The sequence below is a fragment of the Microbacterium sp. cx-59 genome (assembly GCF_020805625.1).
Taxonomy (GTDB): Bacteria; Actinomycetota; Actinomycetes; order Actinomycetales; family Microbacteriaceae; genus Microbacterium.
In genome coordinates this window covers 275,228-295,497 of the sequence record NZ_JAJHGO010000007.1, presented here as the reverse complement: position 1 = coordinate 295,497, position 20,270 = coordinate 275,228, and the positions used below count along the sequence as shown (strand labels likewise).

The 20,270-nt window shown below is 71.2% G+C and carries 17 protein-coding genes; 6 read left to right on the top strand and 11 right to left on the bottom strand.

Translation table 11 applies throughout. From position 1 onward, the window contains the following. Positions 1–213 precede the first annotated feature (213 nt). The 9 genes from radA to add all read right to left on the bottom strand — a co-directional run bounded on the left by radA (position 214) and on the right by add (position 11,633). Entirely contained in the window at positions 214–1,734 is a 1,521-nt protein-coding gene (gene radA / locus LMI96_RS08870) for a DNA repair protein RadA (RefSeq protein ID WP_228361223.1), read from the bottom strand. 311 nt (positions 1,735–2,045) lie between these two features. Next, on the bottom strand, positions 2,046–3,158 hold the full coding sequence (locus tag LMI96_RS08865; protein ID WP_228361222.1) for an acyl-CoA dehydrogenase family protein: 1,113 nt from the start codon (positions 3,156–3,158) through the stop codon (positions 2,046–2,048). Between the two features lie 34 nt (positions 3,159–3,192). Then, positions 3,193–4,107 (bottom strand): ABC transporter permease, encoded by a 915-nt coding sequence (locus LMI96_RS08860; protein WP_228361221.1) that lies wholly within the window; start codon positions 4,105–4,107, stop codon positions 3,193–3,195. Beyond that, positions 4,104–5,312: an ABC transporter permease gene (locus LMI96_RS08855; RefSeq protein ID WP_223722275.1), complete on the bottom strand. Its 1,209-nt coding sequence runs from the start codon at positions 5,310–5,312 to the stop codon at positions 4,104–4,106. The genes LMI96_RS08860 and LMI96_RS08855 overlap by 4 nt, the downstream gene beginning before the upstream one ends. An 83-nt stretch (positions 5,313–5,395) precedes the next feature. Continuing rightward, entirely contained in the window at positions 5,396–7,210 is a 1,815-nt protein-coding gene (locus tag LMI96_RS08850; protein ID WP_228361220.1) for an adenine deaminase C-terminal domain-containing protein, read from the bottom strand. Continuing rightward, entirely contained in the window at positions 7,207–8,799 is a 1,593-nt protein-coding gene (locus LMI96_RS08845; protein ID WP_228361219.1) for an ATP-binding cassette domain-containing protein, read from the bottom strand. The genes LMI96_RS08850 and LMI96_RS08845 overlap by 4 nt, the downstream gene beginning before the upstream one ends. After that, the gene (locus tag LMI96_RS08840; protein WP_228361218.1) at positions 8,799–9,812 is read right to left on the bottom strand and encodes a BMP family protein; all 1,014 of its coding nucleotides are present in this window, start codon (positions 9,810–9,812) and stop codon (positions 8,799–8,801) included. The genes LMI96_RS08845 and LMI96_RS08840 overlap by 1 nt, the downstream gene beginning before the upstream one ends. A gap of 97 nt (positions 9,813–9,909) precedes the next feature. Beyond that, positions 9,910–10,539, bottom strand: coding sequence for a hypothetical protein (locus LMI96_RS08835; RefSeq protein ID WP_228361217.1), 630 nt, complete (start codon positions 10,537–10,539; stop codon positions 9,910–9,912). Beyond that, the gene (gene add, locus LMI96_RS08830) at positions 10,536–11,633 is read right to left on the bottom strand and encodes an adenosine deaminase (RefSeq protein ID WP_228361216.1); all 1,098 of its coding nucleotides are present in this window, start codon (positions 11,631–11,633) and stop codon (positions 10,536–10,538) included. The genes LMI96_RS08835 and add overlap by 4 nt, the downstream gene beginning before the upstream one ends. A gap of 183 nt (positions 11,634–11,816) precedes the next feature. Here add and LMI96_RS08825 point away from each other — a divergent pair, with 183 nt between their 5' ends. Beyond that, positions 11,817–12,305 (top strand): nucleoside deaminase, encoded by a 489-nt coding sequence (locus LMI96_RS08825; RefSeq protein ID WP_228361215.1) that lies wholly within the window; start codon positions 11,817–11,819, stop codon positions 12,303–12,305. 54 nt (positions 12,306–12,359) lie between these two features. Here LMI96_RS08825 and LMI96_RS08820 read toward each other — a convergent pair whose 3' ends face one another. Continuing rightward, positions 12,360–13,112, bottom strand: a complete 753-nt coding sequence (locus LMI96_RS08820; RefSeq protein ID WP_223722282.1) for a GntR family transcriptional regulator — start codon at positions 13,110–13,112, stop codon at positions 12,360–12,362. 44 nt (positions 13,113–13,156) lie between these two features. Next, the gene (locus LMI96_RS08815; RefSeq protein ID WP_228361214.1) at positions 13,157–13,657 is read right to left on the bottom strand and encodes a PPC domain-containing DNA-binding protein; all 501 of its coding nucleotides are present in this window, start codon (positions 13,655–13,657) and stop codon (positions 13,157–13,159) included. Positions 13,658–13,907: 250 nt separating this feature from the next. On the opposite strand from LMI96_RS08815, the gene LMI96_RS08810 reads away from it, so the two are divergent. The 5 genes from LMI96_RS08810 to LMI96_RS08790 all read left to right on the top strand — a co-directional run bounded on the left by LMI96_RS08810 (position 13,908) and on the right by LMI96_RS08790 (position 20,220). Continuing rightward, positions 13,908–15,110, top strand: a complete 1,203-nt coding sequence (locus LMI96_RS08810; protein ID WP_223722284.1) for an amidohydrolase family protein — start codon at positions 13,908–13,910, stop codon at positions 15,108–15,110. A 64-nt stretch (positions 15,111–15,174) separates the two neighbouring features. Continuing rightward, entirely contained in the window at positions 15,175–16,785 is a 1,611-nt protein-coding gene (locus LMI96_RS08805) for an ABC transporter substrate-binding protein (protein ID WP_223722285.1), read from the top strand. Next, positions 16,785–17,807 (top strand): ABC transporter permease, encoded by a 1,023-nt coding sequence (locus LMI96_RS08800; RefSeq protein WP_223722286.1) that lies wholly within the window; start codon positions 16,785–16,787, stop codon positions 17,805–17,807. Before LMI96_RS08805 ends, LMI96_RS08800 begins: the two co-directional genes overlap by 1 nt. Beyond that, the gene (locus LMI96_RS08795) at positions 17,804–18,601 is read left to right on the top strand and encodes an ABC transporter permease (protein ID WP_228361213.1); all 798 of its coding nucleotides are present in this window, start codon (positions 17,804–17,806) and stop codon (positions 18,599–18,601) included. The genes LMI96_RS08800 and LMI96_RS08795 overlap by 4 nt, the downstream gene beginning before the upstream one ends. Then, positions 18,598–20,220, top strand: coding sequence for an ABC transporter ATP-binding protein (locus LMI96_RS08790; protein WP_228361212.1), 1,623 nt, complete (start codon positions 18,598–18,600; stop codon positions 20,218–20,220). The genes LMI96_RS08795 and LMI96_RS08790 overlap by 4 nt, the downstream gene beginning before the upstream one ends. Positions 20,221–20,270: the final 50 nt, after the last annotated feature.

The following is a 20,270-nucleotide window of genomic DNA, read 5'->3' as shown; positions in this document are numbered from 1 at the left end:
GCCTAGGGCACTCCCGCGGGGGAAGAACGGCGTCGGGTGAGCCGAGTGGGCGGATTAGCGTCGACCGCCCGCCCGCCCGACCGACCGCCCGCCCGCCCGACCGGACCGACCGTCCGGCGCCCGACCGGCCGACCGGACCGACCGACCGGCGCCCGCCCGACTACGTCGCGAATCAGCGCACCCAGCATCCGGATGCTGCGCCTGCCCGCCGCGTCAGAAGCCGGGAAGCTCCGCGATCTCCGTGTCGTAGCGGCGTGCGGCCGCCGCCGCGGATTCGCCGTACGGATCGTCGTCGGCGTCCGGCCGCTGTCGCGCGGGGCGCCCCTCGCTGCTGGAGCCGGCATCCGACCGCCGTGGCCCGGTGCGACCCGAACCCGCACGCTCGTCGGCGGCTGCGGCGGCCCGCGGCTCGAGTCCGAGACGCTCGAGGGCCGAAGTGAGGTTCTTCACTCCCGCGTCGATCAGGCCGCTGTAGCCGAGGCGGCCGGCCTCGGTGCGGCGCTGCGAGAGCTGCGCGACGGGTCGGATCTCGCCGGTGAGGCTGAGTTCGCCGACGGCGGCGACCTCGTGCCGGATCGCGCGGTCCGTCGCGGCGCTCGCGATCGCCAAAGCGATGGCGAGGTCGGCCGCGGGCTCGGTGAGCTTCATGCCGCCGACGGTCGAGACGTAGACGTCTCGATCGGTGACGCGAAGGCCGGCGCGACGCTCGAGGACCGCGAGGATCATCGCGACGCGGGACGACTCGACGCCGTTCACGACGCGACGCGGATTCGGAGCCGAGGACGGGATGACGAGCGCCTGGATCTCGACCGGAAGAGCGCGACGGCCCTCGACGGCGACGGTGACGCAGGTGCCGCTGACCGGGTCGCCCTTGCTGAGAAAGAGTCCGGACGGGTCGGGGACCTCGCTGATGCCGTCGCCGGTCATCTCGAAACAGCCGACCTCGTCGGTCGGGCCGAAGCGGTTCTTCAGCGCGCGCACGAAGCGGAGCGAGGTCTGCCGGTCGCCCTCGAAATGGCAGACGACGTCGACGAGATGCTCGAGCAGACGCGGGCCCGCGATCGAGCCGTCTTTCGTGACGTGCCCGACGATCATGACCGGAAGATCGCGCTCCTTCGCGATGCGGATGAGCGTCGCGGCGACCTCGCGCACCTGGCTCGGGTGCCCCGCGAGTCCTTCGCTGAGCGACGATGACACGGTCTGCACGGAGTCGACGATGAGCAGCGACGGCTTCACCTCGTCGATGTGCCCGATCACCGTCGCGAGGTCGGTCTCGCTCGCGAGGTACAGCTCGTCGTGCATCGCCCCGGTGCGCTCGGCGCGCAGACGCACCTGCGCGGTCGACTCCTCGGCGCTGACGTAGAGCACGCGGTAGCCGTCGCGGGCCGCGCGCGCGGCGACCTCGAGCAGCAGGGTCGACTTGCCGACCCCGGGTTCGCCCGAGAGGAGGATCGCGGCGCCCGGAACAATGCCGCCCCCGAGCACGCGGTCGAACTCGGACACGCCGCTCGGGCGGCGCGGGGACTCCGCGGTCGTGAATTGCGTGATCGGTCGGGCGGCCCGCTCGGCGGTCGGCGCGACAGCGGAGAAGTTCCGCAGCACGCCGGTCTGCTGCGCGGCCTCGACGACCGTGCCCCACTGCTGGCATTCGGCGCACCGCCCGACCCACTTCGCGGTCGTCCAGCCGCACTCGGTGCAGCGGAACGGAGAAGGAGCGGGACGACGGGTGGCCATGGAATCAGGCTAGACGCCGCATCCGACACCCGATCCCGGATGCGGTCGCCTCCGGTGCGCCGCATCCGTCCCGCTCCGCGCTCACGACATCGCTCGACGCGCTACTTTGCTGCATACGCGCCACAGATCTGAGGCGCGTATGCAGGAAAGTAGCGCGCGTCGAACGATGTGTGCAGGAAAGTGGCGCGCGTCGAGCGGCGGATGCAGGAAAGTGGCGCGCGTCGAGAGCGAACCCGAAGCCCACGCGTGAGCTCCAGCGCGAGCGCGAACCCCACCCGCCGCCGAGCGCGAACCCCGCCGAGGCGCGGGGGTCAGGCGCCGAGGGCCCAACCGCCGACGACCTCGGAGCTGAAGGGCACCGAGTAGGCCATGAGGGCGCCGGCCTGGGCGTCGCGGAAGATCCGCTGGATCGGCGACGTCAGCAGGTACCCGCCGCCGCCCCCCACCCGCACCGCCAGCGCGGCGGCCTTCTTCGCGACCTCGTTCGCCAGCATCTTCGTCTCGGTCGCGGCGGGCATCGCCTCGACAGAACGCTGGTCGGCGAGCCACGCGGTGCGCTCGGCGAGGAGCGACGCCGCGGTGACCTCGACCCACGCCATCCCGGTCTCCTGCTTCACCCACGAGGCGTCGGCCAGGCTCGCGCCGCCGCGGGAACGGGTTGCCGTCGCGGTCAGCGCGTCGAGTGCGGACTCCGCGATACCGATCGAGAGGAACGCGAATCCGACGGTGATCAGGTTCGCATCACCGGATGCGGGCGGCCCGGTCAACCGGGAACGCAGCAGCGGGGTGCGCTCGAAGAGAATCGTGCGACTGCGGGTCGCCCGCATGCCCATCGTCTCCTCGATCGGGGGGAACGAGATCGTGTCGTCGATGCTCACCCCGAAGAACGCGGGAGCGCCGTCGATGCGGGCGTTCAAGAACAGGTGGTCGGCGGCTTCGGATCCCGAGACGAAGAGCTTCCGACCCGTCAGGGTCCACCCGTCGCCATCCGCATCCGCATCCTGCTGGGAGGCGAGGAAGTGGTTGCCGCCGGCGGGCTCCGACAGGGCATTGGAGAACCGCTTGCCCGCGCGCAGTTCGTCGGCGAAGAACGCGGCGGCGGCCTCGGGCGAGGTCGTCACGAGAGCGTGCGCGGCACCGATGTGCATGAGCCAGACGGTCGCGACCGCCGGGTGCGCGGCCGCGAGCGTGCGCACCACGGTTCCGAGCGTCGCGTACGAGAGCCCCTCGCCGCCGTGCGCCCGCGGGAGGAACGCGCTGTCGAGCCCGGTGGCGCTGAGCGCCCGGAGGTGATCGATCGGGAGTCGGGCGGCCGCATCGTCGGCGGCGACCGTCTCACGGAAGCCGGTCGCCAGGTCTCGAACGGTGTCGACCCAGTGCTGTTCGGATGCGGGAACGGAGACGGGCGAGGGACGGGTCAGCATGTCGAGGCTTTCTGGTCGGTGGAATCGGGGTCGGTCACGCGAACCGCAGCCGGCCGGCCTGACGGCGCAGCTGCGCACGCGAGGTCAGGACGAGAACGACGAGCGTCACGAGGTAGGGGAGGGTGGCGTACAGCTCGCTCGGCAGGTCGATGCCGGTCGACTGCGACAGGAGCGAGAAGCTCTGCAGGAACCCGAACAGGATGGCTCCGAGAGCGATGCCGACGGGCGTCATGCGGCCCATGATGACGATGGCCAGCACGATGTAGCCGCGCCCCGCCGTCATGCCGGGGGTGAACGAGCCGATCACGCCGAGCGAGATCGTCGCCCCCGCGAGTCCGGCGAGGGCACCGCCGATCAGGAGCGCCCGGGCGCCGACGGCGCGGGGGCGCACTCCGCGGAGCGCGGCGGATGCGGGATCCGCCCCGACGGCACGGATCTGCAGGCCGAAGCGGGTGAAACGCGAGATCGCCCAGGCCGCGACGATCAGGAACACCGTGCCGTAGACGAGCGGGCTCTGGCCGAAGATCATCTGCCCCACGAGCGGGATGTCAGTCAGCGGACCGAGGTCGATCCGGGCGATCGTCGGGACGCTGATGTTCGTCTGACCCGACGGGATCCACAGCTGGTACAGGTAGGTGGACAACCCGAGGCCGAGCATCGTGATCGCCAGGCCCACGACGATCTCGTTCGCGCGGAACGTGTAGACGAGCAGGTTCATCAGCAGCGCGAGGAGCGTGCCCGTGATCGCGGCGGCCAGGAGGCCCGCGGAGGGCCCGAACATGCTCGCGGCGAAGACTCCGGTGAACGCGCCGAGGATCATCATGCCCTCGATGCCGAGGTTCAACCGGCCCGCGCGTTCGACGAACCCTTCGCCGATTCCGGCGATCGCGAGCGGCGCCGCGAGAGCGAGCGCGCCGGCGAGAATCGAGGCCCACAGTTCGATGCTCATCGGGTGGCCCCTTCGGTCGTGCCGGATGCCGGACCCGGGCTCGGGCTCGGGTCGGCGCCGGGGCTCGAATCAGCGCTCGGGTCGGATGCCGCACCCGCGAACGCATCCGCATCCGGAGCCGCACCCGCATCCGCATCGTCATCCGGAGCCACGTCGTCCCCGCCCGAGGGCCTGCCCGTCGACGCGCGACCGGAGGCGAGCAGCCCGGGCCGGGAGGCGGCGATGACGGCGACGCCGAGCAGCAGCACGCCCTTGATGACGTCGGCGATGGATGCGGGGATCGTGCCGGTCGCGGACTGCATGCCGATCGCGCCGACCGTGAGCGCCGAGAAGAAGACGGCCGCCACGGCGATTCCCGCGGGCAGCAGGCCGCCGAGGAGCGCCACCGCGAGCCCGGAGAATCCGACACCGCCGGAGACCGAGCCGAGCAGTCGCTCGTTGACTCCGGCGATCTGCATCCATCCGACGATTCCGGCCCCGGCGCCCGACACGAGCATCGTGCCGTACAGGGTGCGGCTGCGGGTCGTGCCGAGCCGGCGGGCGAGGGCGGGGCGTGCGGCGAACACCGCGACGCGGGTGGCCTGCGGCGACCTCCGCCACCATTCGAAGACGATCACGGCGACGATCACCAGCAGGATGCCGACGTGCGCCCGGGTTCCGGGAATCAGATCGGGGAGTGCGGATGCCTCGGGGAGCTTCTCGCTCTGCGGCGTCGCGGTGGTGTCGGGGCTCGCGAGCCAGGTGCGGAGCGTCCAGCCGAGGAAGCCCGTCGCGACATAGTTGAGGAGCAGCGTGGAGAGGATGACGTTCACCCGCCAGCGCGCCGCGAGCCACGCGGGCAGCAGCGCGAACAGCGCCCCGCCGGCCGCGCCGGCCAGCATGCCGACCACCCAGTAGAGGGGCGCCGGGGCGGCGTCACCGGTGAGGGAGCGGACGCCGAGGATCGCGCCCGTCGCCGTGATCGCGCCGATCGTGATCTGGCCCTCGGCGCCGACGGAGAAGACCCCCGCGCGCAGGGCGGGGATCATGGTGATCGCGACCAGGGCGATCGGCGTCGCGCCCACGAGCAGCTCACCGATCCGGTACGGCGAGCTCGATACGCCCTCGACGAGCCCGCGCAGACCCACGAGCGGGTCGGCGCCGGCGAGAACGATGAGGGCGGTCGCGACGATCAGGATGACCGCGATCACGGCCCCGGTCAGCACGGTGCCCCTCAGCGAAGTGCCCGTCAGAGAAGTGCCTGTTAGAGAAGCGCTCGAGCGAGCGCCGGCGCGTGCGCGGATCGGCCTCATGAGTGCGACCCGTGGTTGTGGGGAATTCCGCACGCGTCGACCGGGCCGGGCAGCAGCACGTCGACGAACTGCTGGGTCGCCGCGTCGATCAGGCCGCGCTCGGTGAGCCCGAGGTCGGGAACGACGTAGAGACCCACGAACGACAGGATGATGTACGGCGAGGGGATGCGGCATCCGAGCGCGTGGGTGGCCGCGTGTCCGGCGGCCAGAGCCGCGGCGGTCTCTTCGAAGGGGGCGTCGCTCATCATGCCGCCGATCGGCAGCGGCACACGGGCGACGACCTCGCCGTCGGCGACCGTGACGAAACCGCCGTCCATGCGTCCGAGTTCTTCGACGGCGAGCCGCATCGATGCGTCGTCGGCACCGACGACGGAGATGTTCATGTTCGGGCAGTTCATCGTGATCGCGATCGCGCCGCGGCGCAGACCAAAGCCCTTCACAAAGCCGATGCCCGACAGGGCCTCCCCCTGATGGCGGTCGACGACGGCGATCTTCAACACGTCCTGCGTGGGATCCGAGACGACCTCGCCGCCCCGCACCGGCAGCGTCGCGGTGAACGCGCGCTTGAAGTAGCCGTTGTACATCTCCATCGCGCGGACGGATGCGGTGTCGGCATCCGCATCCGTGGGAACCGAGAAGAGGTCGCCGGGCAGATCGTCGGGCAACCGCACGGTGCCGCGCGTCCACGCGGGCAGTTCGTCGGTGTTCTCGAAGAGCGCCGCGCCGTCCTGCGCGACCACCTCGCCCGCCACGATGACCGTCCGCGGGCGGACGTCGGCGAGGTCGGGGATGATCTGCAGGTCGGCGAGACGCGAGGGAGCGAGGAGCCCCAGCACCTGGTCGAGGCGGTAGTACTGGGCGGGCTGGGTCGTCGCCATCCGGTACGCGAGCTGCGGGTCGACGCCGAAGCGGATCGCCTGGCGCACGTGGTGGTCGATGTGCCCCTCGGTGTGCAGGTCGTGCACGTGCTTGTCGTCGGCGCAGAAGCTCAGGTGACGCAGCGCCGGGGCGATGGCGTCGAGATCGGCGAACAGCGGCACGGTGTTGTCGGTGAGTGACGAGCCCATGACGGTGATCATCGCGCCCAGACGGGTGCGCTCGAGCACCTCGTCGACCGTGGCGGCGTTGTGATCGTCGCTGATGCCCGCGGCGAGATAGCCCCAGAGCGATTCGTGGGTCTGCGCGGCGGTGTGGCCGGTGAGCCGGCGCCCGGCGACGAGCGCCTCGCGGAAGCGGCCGGTCGAGACGTCGCCGTAGTCGAACGGGTTGCTCTCGCCGAGCGTGATCGTCACGTCGTCGTGCAGACGGCCGCGGACGACCTCCTCGGAGATGACGGCGCCGCCGAGCTCGAGGTCGGCGGAGGTCGGGGTCGTCGGCGACACCTGCTGGAAGACGTGCAGGGGAGTGCCGGTCTGCAGCAGCAGGTCCATCCCCGCGGCGCCCCAGACGTTCGCGGCGCCGTTCGGGTCGGTGAGGACCGTGGTCGTGCCGCGTGCGACCGAGAGCCGGGCGAGCTCGCCCGGCGTGAGGTTCGTGTACTCGATGTGCAGGTGCGCATCGATGAACCCGGGGACGACGTGCGCGCCGCGGGCATCGATCTCGGTAGTGGCCCCGGTCACGTGCCCCCACGGCGTGAGGGTGGCGATGTGGCGACCGGCGATCAGCACGTCGCGCTCGAGCCACTCCTCGGTGCCGGGGGACTGCACGAGTCCGCCGCGGACGATGACGTCAGGGGCCGTGTGGCCCGCGGCGACGGCGCGGAGCCGCACGAGCTCGTCGGTCGTGGGCAACAGGTCTGTCAGTTCGGTCATGAGGCATCCTGGGGGTCAGCGTGCGCAGCGGCGGCGCCTCGGTGCGCCGGGTCCGTCGGGGAAGTATCGGGAGTAGTGCCGTCGAGCCCGGCCATCGCCGCGCCGACGCGCGCGGTGGTCGCTTCGGCGGCCGGAAGATCGGCGACGATCCGCCCGGAGAAGAGCACGACGATCCGGTCGGCCAGTCCGCGGATCTCGTCCAGATCGTGGGAGGCGACGAGCACGGCGGCACCTGCCTCGGCGGCCGCGATCAGGCGCCCGCGGATCGCCTGCGCCGCGCGCAGATCGAGGCCCTGGGTGGGCCCGTACGCCAGCACGGCGCGGGGGGTGCCATCCGGGCGTCCGCGCCAGGCGCGCCCGAGTTCCCGGGCGACGAGGAGCTTCTGCTGGTTGCCGCCCGAGAGCGTCCCCGCGGCGAGTTCGGGCGAAGCGGGCCGCACGTCGAAGTCCGCGAGGTGACGAGCGGCGGCCTCCCGCGCGGGGGCTCGCCGGCGGCGCTCGCCGCGGGCGGAGTCGTAGAGCGAGAGGGTCGCCCCGAGCGGCACGGTCGGCACGATCGCGTCCGCGCGCTGCTCGGGGATCCACGCGACCCCGCCGCGAAGAAGATCGACGGCGTCCGGGTCGGTGCGCCCGTCGAACTCCACGGTGCCGGATGCGGGCGCCCGCAGGCCCGCGAGAACGTCCATGAGCGTGTTCTGACCGCTGCCGGCGACACCGGCGACACCGACGATCTCGCCCGAGCGGACGGTCAGGGAGAGATCGACGATCGCCGCATCCGTCTCCGAGGTCGCCGACACCCCGTGCGCGGACAGGACGGCGTCGCCGGGAGTGCGCGGGGCGCGGGGGGCGGGCTCGGGCAGGTCGCCGACCATCAGGCGGGCGACCTCGACGGCCGACAGGCCGCGCGCGTGTCCGTGGTGCACGAGACGGCCGTGCGAGAGCACCGTCACGTCGTCCGCGACGGCGCGGACCTCTTCGAGGCGGTGCGTGATGAGCACGACGGCGGTGCCGAGGTCGCAGAGGGCGCGCAGGTGGGCGAACAGTCCGCCGACCTCGACCGGTCCGAGGCTCGCCGTCGGCTCGTCGAGGATCAGTGTCGTGGCGCCCTCGGCGAGGGCGACGACGATCTCGCCGAGTTGCCGGTGCGCCTGGCTGAGCAGCGCGGTCGGCACATCGAGGTCGACGTCGACCCCGGCGCGAATGAGGGTGTCGGCGAGCAGTGCCCGGGCGGCACGGCGGCGGGCGATCCGCCCCGAGCCGACGAGCAGCAGGTTCTCCACGAGCGTGAGCTCGCCAACCAGGCTGAGCTGCTGGGGCACCATGTTGACGCCGCGGGCCTTGCCGTCGGCGCGGTCGCGGGGGGCGTAGAGCGATCCGTCCTGGGTCATGCGGCCCGCATCCGACGTTTCGATGCCGGCGAGGATCTTGGCGAGCGTGGACTTTCCGGCACCGTTCTCGCCCACGAGGGCGTGCACGGTGCCCGGGCGCACGACGAAATCGACGTCGTCGAGCGCCCGGACGGAGCCGAAGGTCTTGGCGACCGACCGGGCGACGAGCGCCCGGTCGGTCGCGGAGGGAGAAGCGGTCATCAGGAAATGGTGACACTTCCGTCGGCGAGGCCGGCGATCAGCTCTTCCACCTTCGAGGCGATGTCGGCGGGGATCGTGCCGTCGACGTCGTTGATGTCCTGGTAGACGATGCCGCCGTTTTCGAGCGTCGAGGTGACGCCCTTGCCGCCGAAGGTGTCGTCGCGGGCCTCTTCGACCCACGCCTTCACGATGGGGTACATGTCGAGATCGACGGTGGAGACGTTGGTCGCGAGTGCTTCCTCGCCCGCGGCCGGCGAGACGCCGAGCGAGAGGACGCCGGCTTCGGATGCGGCCGCACCGACGCCCGCGGCGATGCCGTCACCCGTGGTGTACACGAGCTTCGCGCCCTGGTCGATCAGTCCGGTGGTCGCCGATGCGGCGGCCTCGGCGTCATCGAAGCTTCCGGCGTAGACGACGGGGAGCAGGCTCGCTTCGGGGTTCGCCGCGGCGACGCCCTGCTGGAAGAACCGGTCGGTCGCGGTGACGAAGTCGAGTTCCATGCTCTCGACGCGGCCGATGGGGCTCGCCCCGGTGAGGCCCGCGATGTAGCCGGAGAGGTAGCCGACCTGCGAGGAGTCGTAGGTCCAGGTCTCGACGTTGTCGGTGTAGCGGTCGAGGATGTCGAGGCCTCCGGATGCGGTGAAGTCGACGTCGGGGTAGTCGCCGGCGACGGAGAAGATCGCGTCGCCGAGCTCGATTCCGTGGCCGATGATGAGGTCGAAGCCCTGGCTCGCGAAGTCGGCGACGACCGGCTCGCTCGTGGCCGGGTCGGCCATCTGCTCGCGGAGCTCGTACGTGATGAGCCCCTCGTCCTGCAGGCGGGCGAGGGCATCGGCGAGGGCCTGGTTGAAGGCGCCGTCGTTCGCGTTGCCCGGCGTGAGAGCGCCGACGCGGATGACGTCGTCGCCGGCGGACGATGCCGATTCGGAGGGAGAGGCGGCGCTCGAGCAGCCGGCGAGGGCCAGGACGGCCGTGGCCGCGGCGGCCAAGGCGAGGAGGGGTCGGGTACGCATGTGCGGGTCCTTTCGGGCAGGAGGTGCGGGGTAGGGAGGTGCGGGTAGTGCGACTGCGGGTCGTGCGAGTGCGGGTAGTGACGTGCGGGTCGTGCGGTCAGGGAAGCGTGCGGACGGTGGCGCCGGGAGCGAGGGTCGCGCCGACGAAAGCCGCGCTGTCGGGCGACCAGTGCGCGAGCACGGCTCCGGTGGCGCGGTCGAAACAGGGATCCAGGCGCACCTGGGCGGGGGCCGCATCCGGATGCAGCGCCGCGTCGTCGACGCAGACCACCGCGCGATCGTGCACCGTGCGCGCGGTGCCCGTCTCGGGCAGGCGACCGGCGCGCTCGAGGCCCACGAGCGCCGCCGTGGCGAGGAACCCGCGCAGCTCGGTGTCGCCGGCGCACAGCGCGGGGGACTTGACGCATCCGGTGTTCCAGACGACGGTGCCGTCGCCGTTCACCGTGACCGTGCTGTCTTGGGTACCGAGCGCGGCGTCGCCCTGGGCGCGCACGTCGATGCGCACCGAGAACACGTCGCCCGTGCGGGTCAGGTCGATGTGCTCGGTGTACAGCGGCTCTGACTTCTGCCCCTGCACGGCGTAGGCATCGGGCCACGCGGCGACGAGCGGCGCGAGGGGCACCTGGTCGGTCGCGGCGAGCGCCGCACCGGTGGCGACCGTCGCCACCGCGACCGCACCTGCGCCGCAGGCGGCGAGGGCGATCACGAGGCGACGGCGGCGGTTCATGCGGGCACGACCTCCGCGAGGGTCGACAGCTCGGCGTGCAGACCGGCCTTCGTGTCGGGGTCGGCGAACGACGCGTCGATCGACCGTGCCGCGAAGCCGACCAGGTCGGCGTAGTCGAAGCCGAACTGCTCGGCCGCGACCGCCCAGTCCGATTCCAGCGTCGTGCCGAGGGGTGCCGGGTCGTCGGTGTTGAGGGTGACCGTGACGCCCGCGTCGAGCAGCGCCGGGAGGGGGTGCTCGGCCCAGGACGGGAAGATCCCGAGCGTGATGTTCGACCTCGGGCAGACGCCGAGGCTGATGCCGTCGGTCACGAGCCGCTCGATCAGCGCCGGGTCTTCGATCGAGCGCACGCCGTGGTCGATCCGCTCGGCCTGCAGCAGGTCGATGGCGTCCCAGACGCCTTCGGGGCCGCTCGATTCTCCGGCGTGCACGGTGCGGTGCAGGCCGGCGCCGGCCGCCGTCGCGAACGCGCGCCGGAACTTCTCGCCGGTGCGGCCGGAGACCTTCTCATCGCCGTCGACGGACAGGGCGATCACGCGTCGCGGGCGGGCGGAGACGAGCGCGTCCACGGCGTCTTCGGCGCTCGCCGCCGACTGTGCGCGCAGCAGCGAGTAGGCCACGCCCACGCGGCAGAGGCCGTCCTGGTCGGCTTCATCGAACCCGGCCGCGAGCGCATCGAGCAGGGCGAGCTCGCGCCCGCGCCACGCGTTCCAGTGGGTCGGGTTCACGATGACGTCGCTGTACCGGATGCCCGAGGCGCTCTGACGGACGGCGAAGGCGTACGCGACGCGCGCCGCCTGGTCGGCGGTGCGGACGAGCCCGCACTGCCAGTCGAGGAACCGGAGGAACCCACTCAGCCCGGCAGATCCGGCGCCGGCGCCACCCCCGGTGGTCACCTCGGGGGCGCGGAAGGTGTCGTGCGTGGAGATGTCGAAGAGGGTCGCCGCGGGGCCCGGCAGGGCGACGCCGTTCTCCTTGGCGAGGGTGAGCATGTCGAGAAGCGAGAACGTGCCCTCGAGGTGCACGTGTACTTCGGCTTTCGGCAGCGCGCGGATCGTCTGTTCGTCGATCCGCGGTGCGGGGTGGTGCAGCATGGGGCCCTTTCGGCGGCGGAGATGAGTGCAGGAGCACGCTATCCGCATCCGACGACTTGTTGACAAGTAGGTGAAATGTCGTTCGCTGGTTGTAACACCGGCGTAACCGGATCCTCAGATTGTCGGGGGCAGCGGGCCTAGAGTGGAAATCGCTTCGTAGCACTTGTTCACAAGGAGGATGCCGTGGCCCAGGAGTTGTCGGAGACCGATCTCGGTTTCCTGCGCGAGAGCATCGCGGTGGCCGAGCGCGCCCGCGACGCGGGAACGCATCCGTTCGGATCCATCGTCGTGAGCGCGGCCGGCGAGATCGTCGCGTCGTTCGGCAATAACTCGCTCCCGCCCGAGGGCGACCCGACGCAGCACGCCGAACTGCAGGCGGTCGCCGCGGCGTTCCGCGTGCTGGGGGCCGAGGGGATGGCGGGCTCCACTCTCTTCACGAGCGCCGAGCCGTGCGCGATGTGCGCGGGTGCCGCCTACTGGACGGGCATCGACCGGGTCGTCTACGCGCTCTCCGAGCACCGTCTTCTCGAGCTGACCGGCGACCACCCCGAGAACCCGACGTTCTCGCTGCCGTGCCGGGAGGTCTTCGCCCGCGGTCAGCGGAAGATCGAGGTCGTCGGGCCGCTGCTGGAAGACGAAGCGGCCCGCGCCCACATCGGCTTCTGGGGCTGAGCACCCCACGCGGCCTCGCTCAGGCAGCGCCCCACGCCGCGTGACCGGCCTCGCTCAGGCGCCGCCCCAGGGCGGACGCACGGTGCGCACCAGCGAGTAGGCCACGATGTCGGGGTCGTGGTACTCCATGCTGTGCATGAGACGCCGTCCGCTCGCGCCGATCCCGACGATCTCGAACGTCATGACGGCCGTGCCGGCCGGGCGTTCGAACAGTTCGGCGAGCTCCGGCGGCAGCGTCGTCACACCGGGAGTCGACACCTCCCAGATGACGGGCTCGCCCCACGCCCGTGCGGCGGCGGTGAAAACCGACTCGGTCGGCGCCGGCGGCTCCACCCGATCCGGCAGCGGCAGCAGGTCATCGGCGATCATCGCGACCGCGCCGTCGGCGCGCCAGCGTTTGCGGATCGCGAAAGCGGGCATGTCGGCGGCGAGTTCCATGACCGCGCCCGCGTCGGCGCCGAGCACGGTGAGGGTCGACGACAGCGTCTCGACCTCGGCCTGATACCCGAGCCGGTCCAGGAGCTCGGCGTGCTCGAACTGCTCCTCGAGGCGCACGCTCAGTCGCAGCGCGATCGGATCGACCGTCGTCACCGACCCCTGCCGGCGCCGCACGATGCCCTGCGCCTCGAGGGTCGTCATGGCGTTCCGCAACTGCTGGCGGGTGCACTCGAGGCGCGCGGTCAGCTCGAATTCGCCTGGAAGGGGCGTGCGGCTCTCGGCCGCTTCGCGGACGTACCGCAGCAGCCCGTGCAGCACCCGGAGGTGCGGACCGTCACCGTTCGGGCGGGGGAGCGGGAGGTATGTCACGGGCGAACCTTCCGAGGTGCGGGCACGAGTGCAACCATCATGGCCTAGCGTGCCGAGTCGGACGGCGCGGCGGATGCGGTTGCCGCCGCATCCGCGATGTGCAGGATGGGGATGCCGCTCGACCCGGCGTGCACCCGCCGGGTCAGGTGCGGGGTGAGGATTTCGTCCAGCACGACCTCGATGACGTAGTGCGTCTCGCCCTCGAGGAGGTGGCCGGCGATCGCGCGTCCGGCGCGGTCCTTCTCGCCGAGCGCCACGTGGACGTGCACGACGGGCTCGCCGTCCACGCTTCGGGTCACGGTGCCCGAACCGGTGCCCTCCGTGTAGGCGACAGTGACGGCCGCGGGCATCGGAAGCTCGGGGTTTGCGGCCGGCACCTCGGACGCGATGATGCGGGCGGTGCGGAGCGCTCCGCTGAAGGTCGAGATCACCGCCTGTGCCACATCATGCCGACGGCACGCCTCGGCGAGCGACCCGATGACCTCGTCGCCCGGTTCCAACACGATCAGAATCCGTCTGCCGACGGTCGCCTGTGCGGTCTGCATGGGAATGCTCCGATCTCGGTGGGGAACCAGTTATCGACAAGTGTCTGCAAACTGTAGCGACACTCGGTTTCCGGTAGAGTTCGGGCTCAATGAATCAGCGGGTCGCAGTGTTTCGTTCGCGTAAATATTCGCGTCACGAAGCGCAACTTGTCGATCTGTGGGGCGACTCGGCGGGTATGGTGGCGGACCAGCAGGGCGATCCGAGCCCGGCCCCGCTGCCTCATCCAACCGTTGCTTCAAGGAGTTCCCCGTGCCCGCGAGCGAACAGCACGTCACCGGCCTTCCCGTTTGGGACGGCGACCGCGACCGCGGCACCGCGACGCTCTCGTGGCAGGGCGATCGCATCACGTCGGTGCAGCCGACGGCCGCCGCGCCGTCCGAGTTCAGCATCATCCCGGGTCTCATCGACACCCACGTGCACCTCGACGCCTCCGCGGGCGCGCCGGCCGGCGACTGGATGACGTGGCCGCTGATCACCCCCGCCTCGGAGCGTTCGCTGCACGTCGTGGCGCACGCGCGGAACGCCGCCGCCGCCGGGGTCACCACCCTCCGCGACCTGTCGGGCAGCGACGTGCAGTTCTCCGCCGCCCGCGCGCTCGCGGCCGGCCTCATCCCCGGCCCGCGACTGCTCGTGCACGGCGCCGTCGGCATGACGGCGGGGCACGGCGATCTCTTCGTCCCGCCGCACTACCCGCACCGCCCGCCCGTTGCCGACTCGCCCGATGAGTGCCGCAAGCTCGTGCGCCAGTGGGCGCGATCGGGAGCCGACGGCATCAAGATCTTCACGAGCGGCGGGGTGCTCTCGATCGGCGACAAGGTCGGCTGGCGCAACCAGACTCGCCAGGAGATCGCGGCGACCGTCGACGAGGCGCACGCGCTCGGCATGCTCGTGGCTGCCCATACGCACACGGCCGAGGGTGTCGACATCGCGCTCGAGTTCGAGGTCGACTCCATCGAGCACGGCACCGGCATCGAGGAACGGCACTGGGAGACGCTCCTGGAGCGCAACCTGCCGGTGGCCCCGACGCTGCTCATCAACGACGCGATCGCCGACCGTCGCATCGCCGTCAGCGAGGACGCCGCCGAGAAGGCTCGCGCCGTCGTGACCGAACGCGACCACAACTTCGTCGGCGCCGCAGCGGCCGGCATCCGGTTCGTGCTCGGCACCGACGCCAACGGCGTCATGGTGCGATTCGGCGACCAGCTCGAAGAGCTCCGCCTGATGAAGCGTGCGTTCGGGTGGACCTCCGAGCGAGCGCTGCAGGCAGGTACGTCGGATGCGGCGGACGCCATCCGCCTCACCGGCACCGTCGGCCGGCTGCAGCCCGGCCACGGCGCAGACTTCGTCGTCGTGCGCGGTACGCCGTGGCAGAACATCGACGACCTCAGAACCGAGAACATCGTGGCCGTCGTTGCCCGCGGCGAGCTCGTGGCCGGCGCCCTTCCGGCGTAGCGGTCGCATCCCCCTGCAACACAGCCCCGCCCCGAATCTGCCTCATCGGCATCAAGGAGACACAGTGACCCACTCTCGAACCCGCGGATTCCGGCGCCTCGCCGTCCCGCTCATCGCCGGCCTGTCGGTCGTCGCCCTCGCCGGTTGTTCCGCCGGAAGCGCCGATTCGTCCGCGACCCCCGGCGCCGACGTCGCCCAGGACATCTCCTTCGCGATCGCCGGTGATCCCACCTGCCTCGACCCGCAGCAGACGTCGCTCACCACGTCGTTGAACATCGGCCGTCAGCTGACGGACTCGCTGCTCGACCAGAACCCCGACACCGGCGAGATCGTGCCGTGGCTCGCGAGCGAATGGGACGTGAGCGATGACCTCACCTCCTACAGCTTCACGCTGCGCGACGGCGTGACCTTCAGCGACGGAACGGCGCTCACCTCCGACGTCGTGGCCGCGAACTTCGACGCGATCGTCGCGCTCGGCGCATCTGCGTCGCTCGCCAACGGCTACCTCGCGGGCTACGCCGGCACCGAGGTCACCGACGACACGCACTTCACCGTCGCCTTCTCGGCGCCGAACGTGCAGTTCCAGCAGGGCGCGACGACCATCTCGCTCGGCCTTCTCTCGGCCGACACGGTGGCCGCATCCTCCGAGGACCGCTGCCAGTCGGTCGTCGGAACCGGTCCGTTCGTGCTCGACTCCTACGTGCCGAACGACTCGGTCGAGATCGTCAAGCGCGCCGGCTACGACTGGGCGTCCGAGCTCCGCGGCCACCAGGGCGAGGCGTACCTCGACTCCGTGAGCTTCCCGATCATCGCCGAGCCGAGCGTTCGTACGGGCGGTCTCGAGTCGGGCGAGTACGACGTCATCCAGGACGTCCCCTACGTCGATGAGTCGCGGTTCTCCTCCGACGACTACCACCTCTACGCCAAGGCCAACCCGGGAGTTCCGAACTCGCTGGTCATCAACACGAGCCGCGGCGTGCTCGCCGATGAGGCCGTGCGCCAGGCGATCAGCAAGGGCCTGGACCGCGACCAGATCAACGTGCTGACCGGCTCGATCAGCGGCCAGGCGCCCACGAGCGTGCTGACGTCGTCGACCCCCGGCTACGTCGACCTCGGTGACACGCTCGCCTATGACGCCGACGGCGCGAAGGAGCTGCTCGAGGGCGATGGCTGGACGCTCGGTGCCGACGGGATCTACGAGAAGGACGGCCAGCCGCTGACCGTCACCGTCACCGCCTTCTACGCACAGGACGTGCTCGAGGCCGCGCAGATCCAGCTCCGCGAGGTCGGCATTGACCTGCAGCTCAACATGGTCTCCTCGGGTGACTTCTTCGGTGCGATCGCCTCCGGCGAGTACGACATGCTCGGCGCCGGCCTCACCCGCACCGACCCGGATGCGCTGCGCACCCTGCTGTCGACCTCGTCGGCATCCCGCTGGGGCATCGTCGACGACGCGGAGCTCGAGGGCCTCCTGCAGGAGCAGTCCCAGACGGCCGACGTCGACGCCCGCCAGGACATCGTCGCCGAGATCCAGCAGATCGTCGCGGAGCGCGCGTACGTGATCCCCACGCTCGAGACCGTGCAGCTGCACGGCTCGCGTGCCGGCGTCGAAGGAATCACCTTCGACTCGGCCGCGCGCCTGCACCTGTACGACACCGCGGTGGTCTCCGACTGATGACCGTGCCGGCGCAGCGCGTGCGAACAGCGAGCGGAGGAGGTCGTGCGGCAGCCGTCGCGCGCTTCCTGATCCCGAAGATCCTTCAGTGCCTCTTCGTGGTCTGGGCGACCTACACCGTCGCCTTCGTGCTGATCCACGCGCTGCCCGGCGACCCTGTCCTCGCCGCGCTCTCGTTGCGCGGCGGGGATGCCACCTCGACCGACCCCGTCGAGCTCGACGCGCTCCGTGCGCGATACGGGCTCGACGGGCCGGTCTGGCAGCAGTACCTGGTGAACTTCCTCGGCCTGTTCCGGGGCGACCTCGGGGTGTCGATCGCGACGGGTCAGCCCGTCGTCGACATGATCGGCCGCGCCTTCCCGAACACCGCGGCGGTCGCCGTCTTCGCGCTGGTCGTCGGCTTCCTGGTGGCACTCGCCTTCACGGTGTGGGCGTACGTCGCCCGCCCGGCGTGGATGCGGAACGTCGTGACCGGCATCCCTCCGCTCGGTATCGCGATCCCCGCGTTCCTCAGCGGCCTCGTCCTGATCAGCGTGTTCTCGTTCGGGCTCGGGTGGTTCCCCGCATCCGGCACGAACGGGTTCGTCTCGGTCGTGCTGCCCGGCATCACCCTCGCGCTGCCGACGGGCGCCATCTTCTTCCAGGTGTTCTCGGCCGCCGTCTTCGACGCCGGCGCGAGTCCCTTCGTCTTCACCGCGAACGCGAAGGGCCTCGCCCAGCGCACCGTGGTGGTGCGCCATGTGCTCCGGAACGCCCTGCTGCCCTCCATCACGATCATCGGGTTGCAGATCGGCTACCTCGCCGGGGGCACGGCGGTCGTGGAGACCGTCTTCTCTCGCGACGGAATCGGGCGTCTCACGGTGGACGCCGTGCTCGCCCGTGACGTCAACGTCGTGATGGGTGTCGTCGTGGTCGTCGCGATCGTCTACGCGGTGGTTACCCTCGTCGTCGACGGCCTCTACGGGGTCATCGACCCCCGCACCCGCACCCGCCTCGGCGGTCGGAAGGTGGTGACGCGATGAGCGTCCTCCGCAAGCCCGGTCTTCTGCTCTCGCTGCTCGTGCTACTCGTGACCGTCGTCGCGATGATCGCGCCGCAGCTGCTGGCGCCCTACGACCCCTACGACTCGGTCGGCACGGCGAGGCTCGGCGCTCCGAGCCTCGAGCACCTCTTCGGCACCGACCATCTCGCGCGCGATGTCTTCTCGCGCGTGATCTACGGTGCGCAGTTGTCGCTGACCTCCGCCGCCCTCGCCGTGATCGGCGGCGTGCTGGTCGGATCGATTATCGGTCTGGTGACCGGCTACGTCGGCGGCGCCGTCGACTTCGTGACGATGCGCTTCATCGACGTGCTCATCGCGATCCCCGGCATCCTGCTGGCCCTCATCGTCGTCGCCTCGCTCGGGTTCGGCCCGCTCTCGATCGCCCTCGGCGTCGGGCTCGGGACGGCCGGATCGTTCGCCCGCGTCATGCGCGCGCAGGTGCTGCGCGTGCGGGGTGAGGAGTACGTGGAGGCCGCGCGCACCCTCGGCGCACGGGGTCCGGCGGTGCTCGTGCGGCACGTGCTGCCGAACGCCGCCCGCCCGATCATCGCGATGGCCTCGCTCGAGCTCGCCCTCGCCATCCTCGCGGTCTCGGCGCTGAGCTTCCTCGGCTTCGGTGCCCAGCCGCCCGCCCCGGAGTGGGGTTCGCTCGTGTCGGCCGGACGCGACTTCGTCGCCACCGCGCCCTGGCTGAGCCTGCTGCCGGGTGCTGTCATCCTCGCCGTCGTGCTGTCGGTCAACCGTGTCGCCCGTTTCATCGGAGGAGATCGATGACCGCCCTGCTCCGCGTCTCCGGACTCCGCGTCGACTACGGCGCCGGCCGCCGGGCCCACGCGGCCCTCCGCGGCATCGATCTCGAGATCGACCGCGGCGAGATCGTCGCCGTGGTCGGCGAGTCGGGATCGGGCAAGAGCACGATCGCGCACGCCCTCGTGCGGCTGTTGCCGGTCGAGGCGCACGTGCGGGGAGGGGCGATCGTCTTCGACGGCACCGACCTGCAGAAGACCTCGACCGGTGCGCTCCGCCGCATCCGAGGCGGACGGATCGGCTTCGTGCCGCAGGACCCGTCGCACTCGCTCAACCCGCTGATGCGGGTCGGCGAGCAGATCGCGGAGACGCTGCGTCGACACCGCGATCTGTCCCGGGCGGATGCGGCCGCGCGCGCGATCGAGATCATCGGCGAGGTCGGCGTGCCCGACCCGGCGCTCCGCGCGCACCAGTACCCGCACGAACTGTCGGGGGGCCTGCGTCAACGCATCTTGATCGGAATCGCGTGGGCCTGCGAACCGGACCTCGTGATCGCCGACGAACCCACGAGCGCGCTCGACGCGACCGTGCAACGTCACGTGCTCGACCGGATGCAGGCGCTCGCGCTGGCGCACGGCACCGCCGTGCTGCTGGTCACCCACGATCTCGCGGTCGCGGCCGATCGCGCGCACCGGATCGTCGTGGTCGAGAAGGGCGTGATCGTCGAGAGCGGTCTCGCGTCGGACGTGCTCTCCTCTCCCTCGCATCCGTACACGCAGCGCCTCGTGGCCGCCGCGCCCGGGCTGAACAGCCGCCGGCTCCAGCCGTCCGCGGGGGTCGTGTCGGGAGCCGCATCCGCATCCGAGGGCGCCACCGCAGAGCCCCTCCTCCGGGTCACGGGTCTCGGCAAGACCTACGGCACGGGGGCGAAGGCCCTGCGCGCGGTCGACGCCGTCGAGTTCGACGTTCCCCGCGGCAGCACGTTCTCGCTCGTCGGCGAATCCGGGTCGGGTAAGAGCACGACGGCGCGGATGGTGGCGCGGATCATCGCGTCCGACACCGGCAGCATCGTCTTCGACGGCGCCGACATCACCGATCTGAACGGGGCGGCGCTCCGTCAGCTGCGCCGGCGCATCCAGGTGGTCTACCAGAACCCGTTCGGGTCGCTCGATCCGCGGATGACGGTCGCCCGGATCATCGCCGAACCGCTGCACGCGTTCGGGGTCGCCCGCGGTGAGCGCACCTCGATCGTGAAGGACCTTCTCGCGCAGGTGCGCCTCGCCCCCGAGCTGCTCTCGCGGCGGCCGGCGCAGTTGTCGGGCGGGCAACGGCAGCGTGTCGCGATCGCGCGGGCGCTGGCGCTCCGTCCCGAGCTCGTCGTGCTCGACGAGCCGGTGTCGGCCCTCGACGTGTCGGTGCAGGAGCAGGTGCTGCAGCTGCTCGTCGACCTGCAGGCGGAGTACGCGCTCACGTACCTGTTCATCTCCCACGACCTGGGCGTGATCCGGCAGATCTCCGATCGCGTGGCGGTGATGCGCGGGGGTCGCATCCTCGAACAGGCGACCGCCGAGCGGATCTTCTCCGAACCCGGCGACCCCTACACGCGCGAACTCATCGGGGCGATCCCCGGCGCGCAGGCCGTCTGATTCGCTTCAGGCGCGCTCGCCGTCTGACTCGCGGTCAGGCGCGCTCGCCG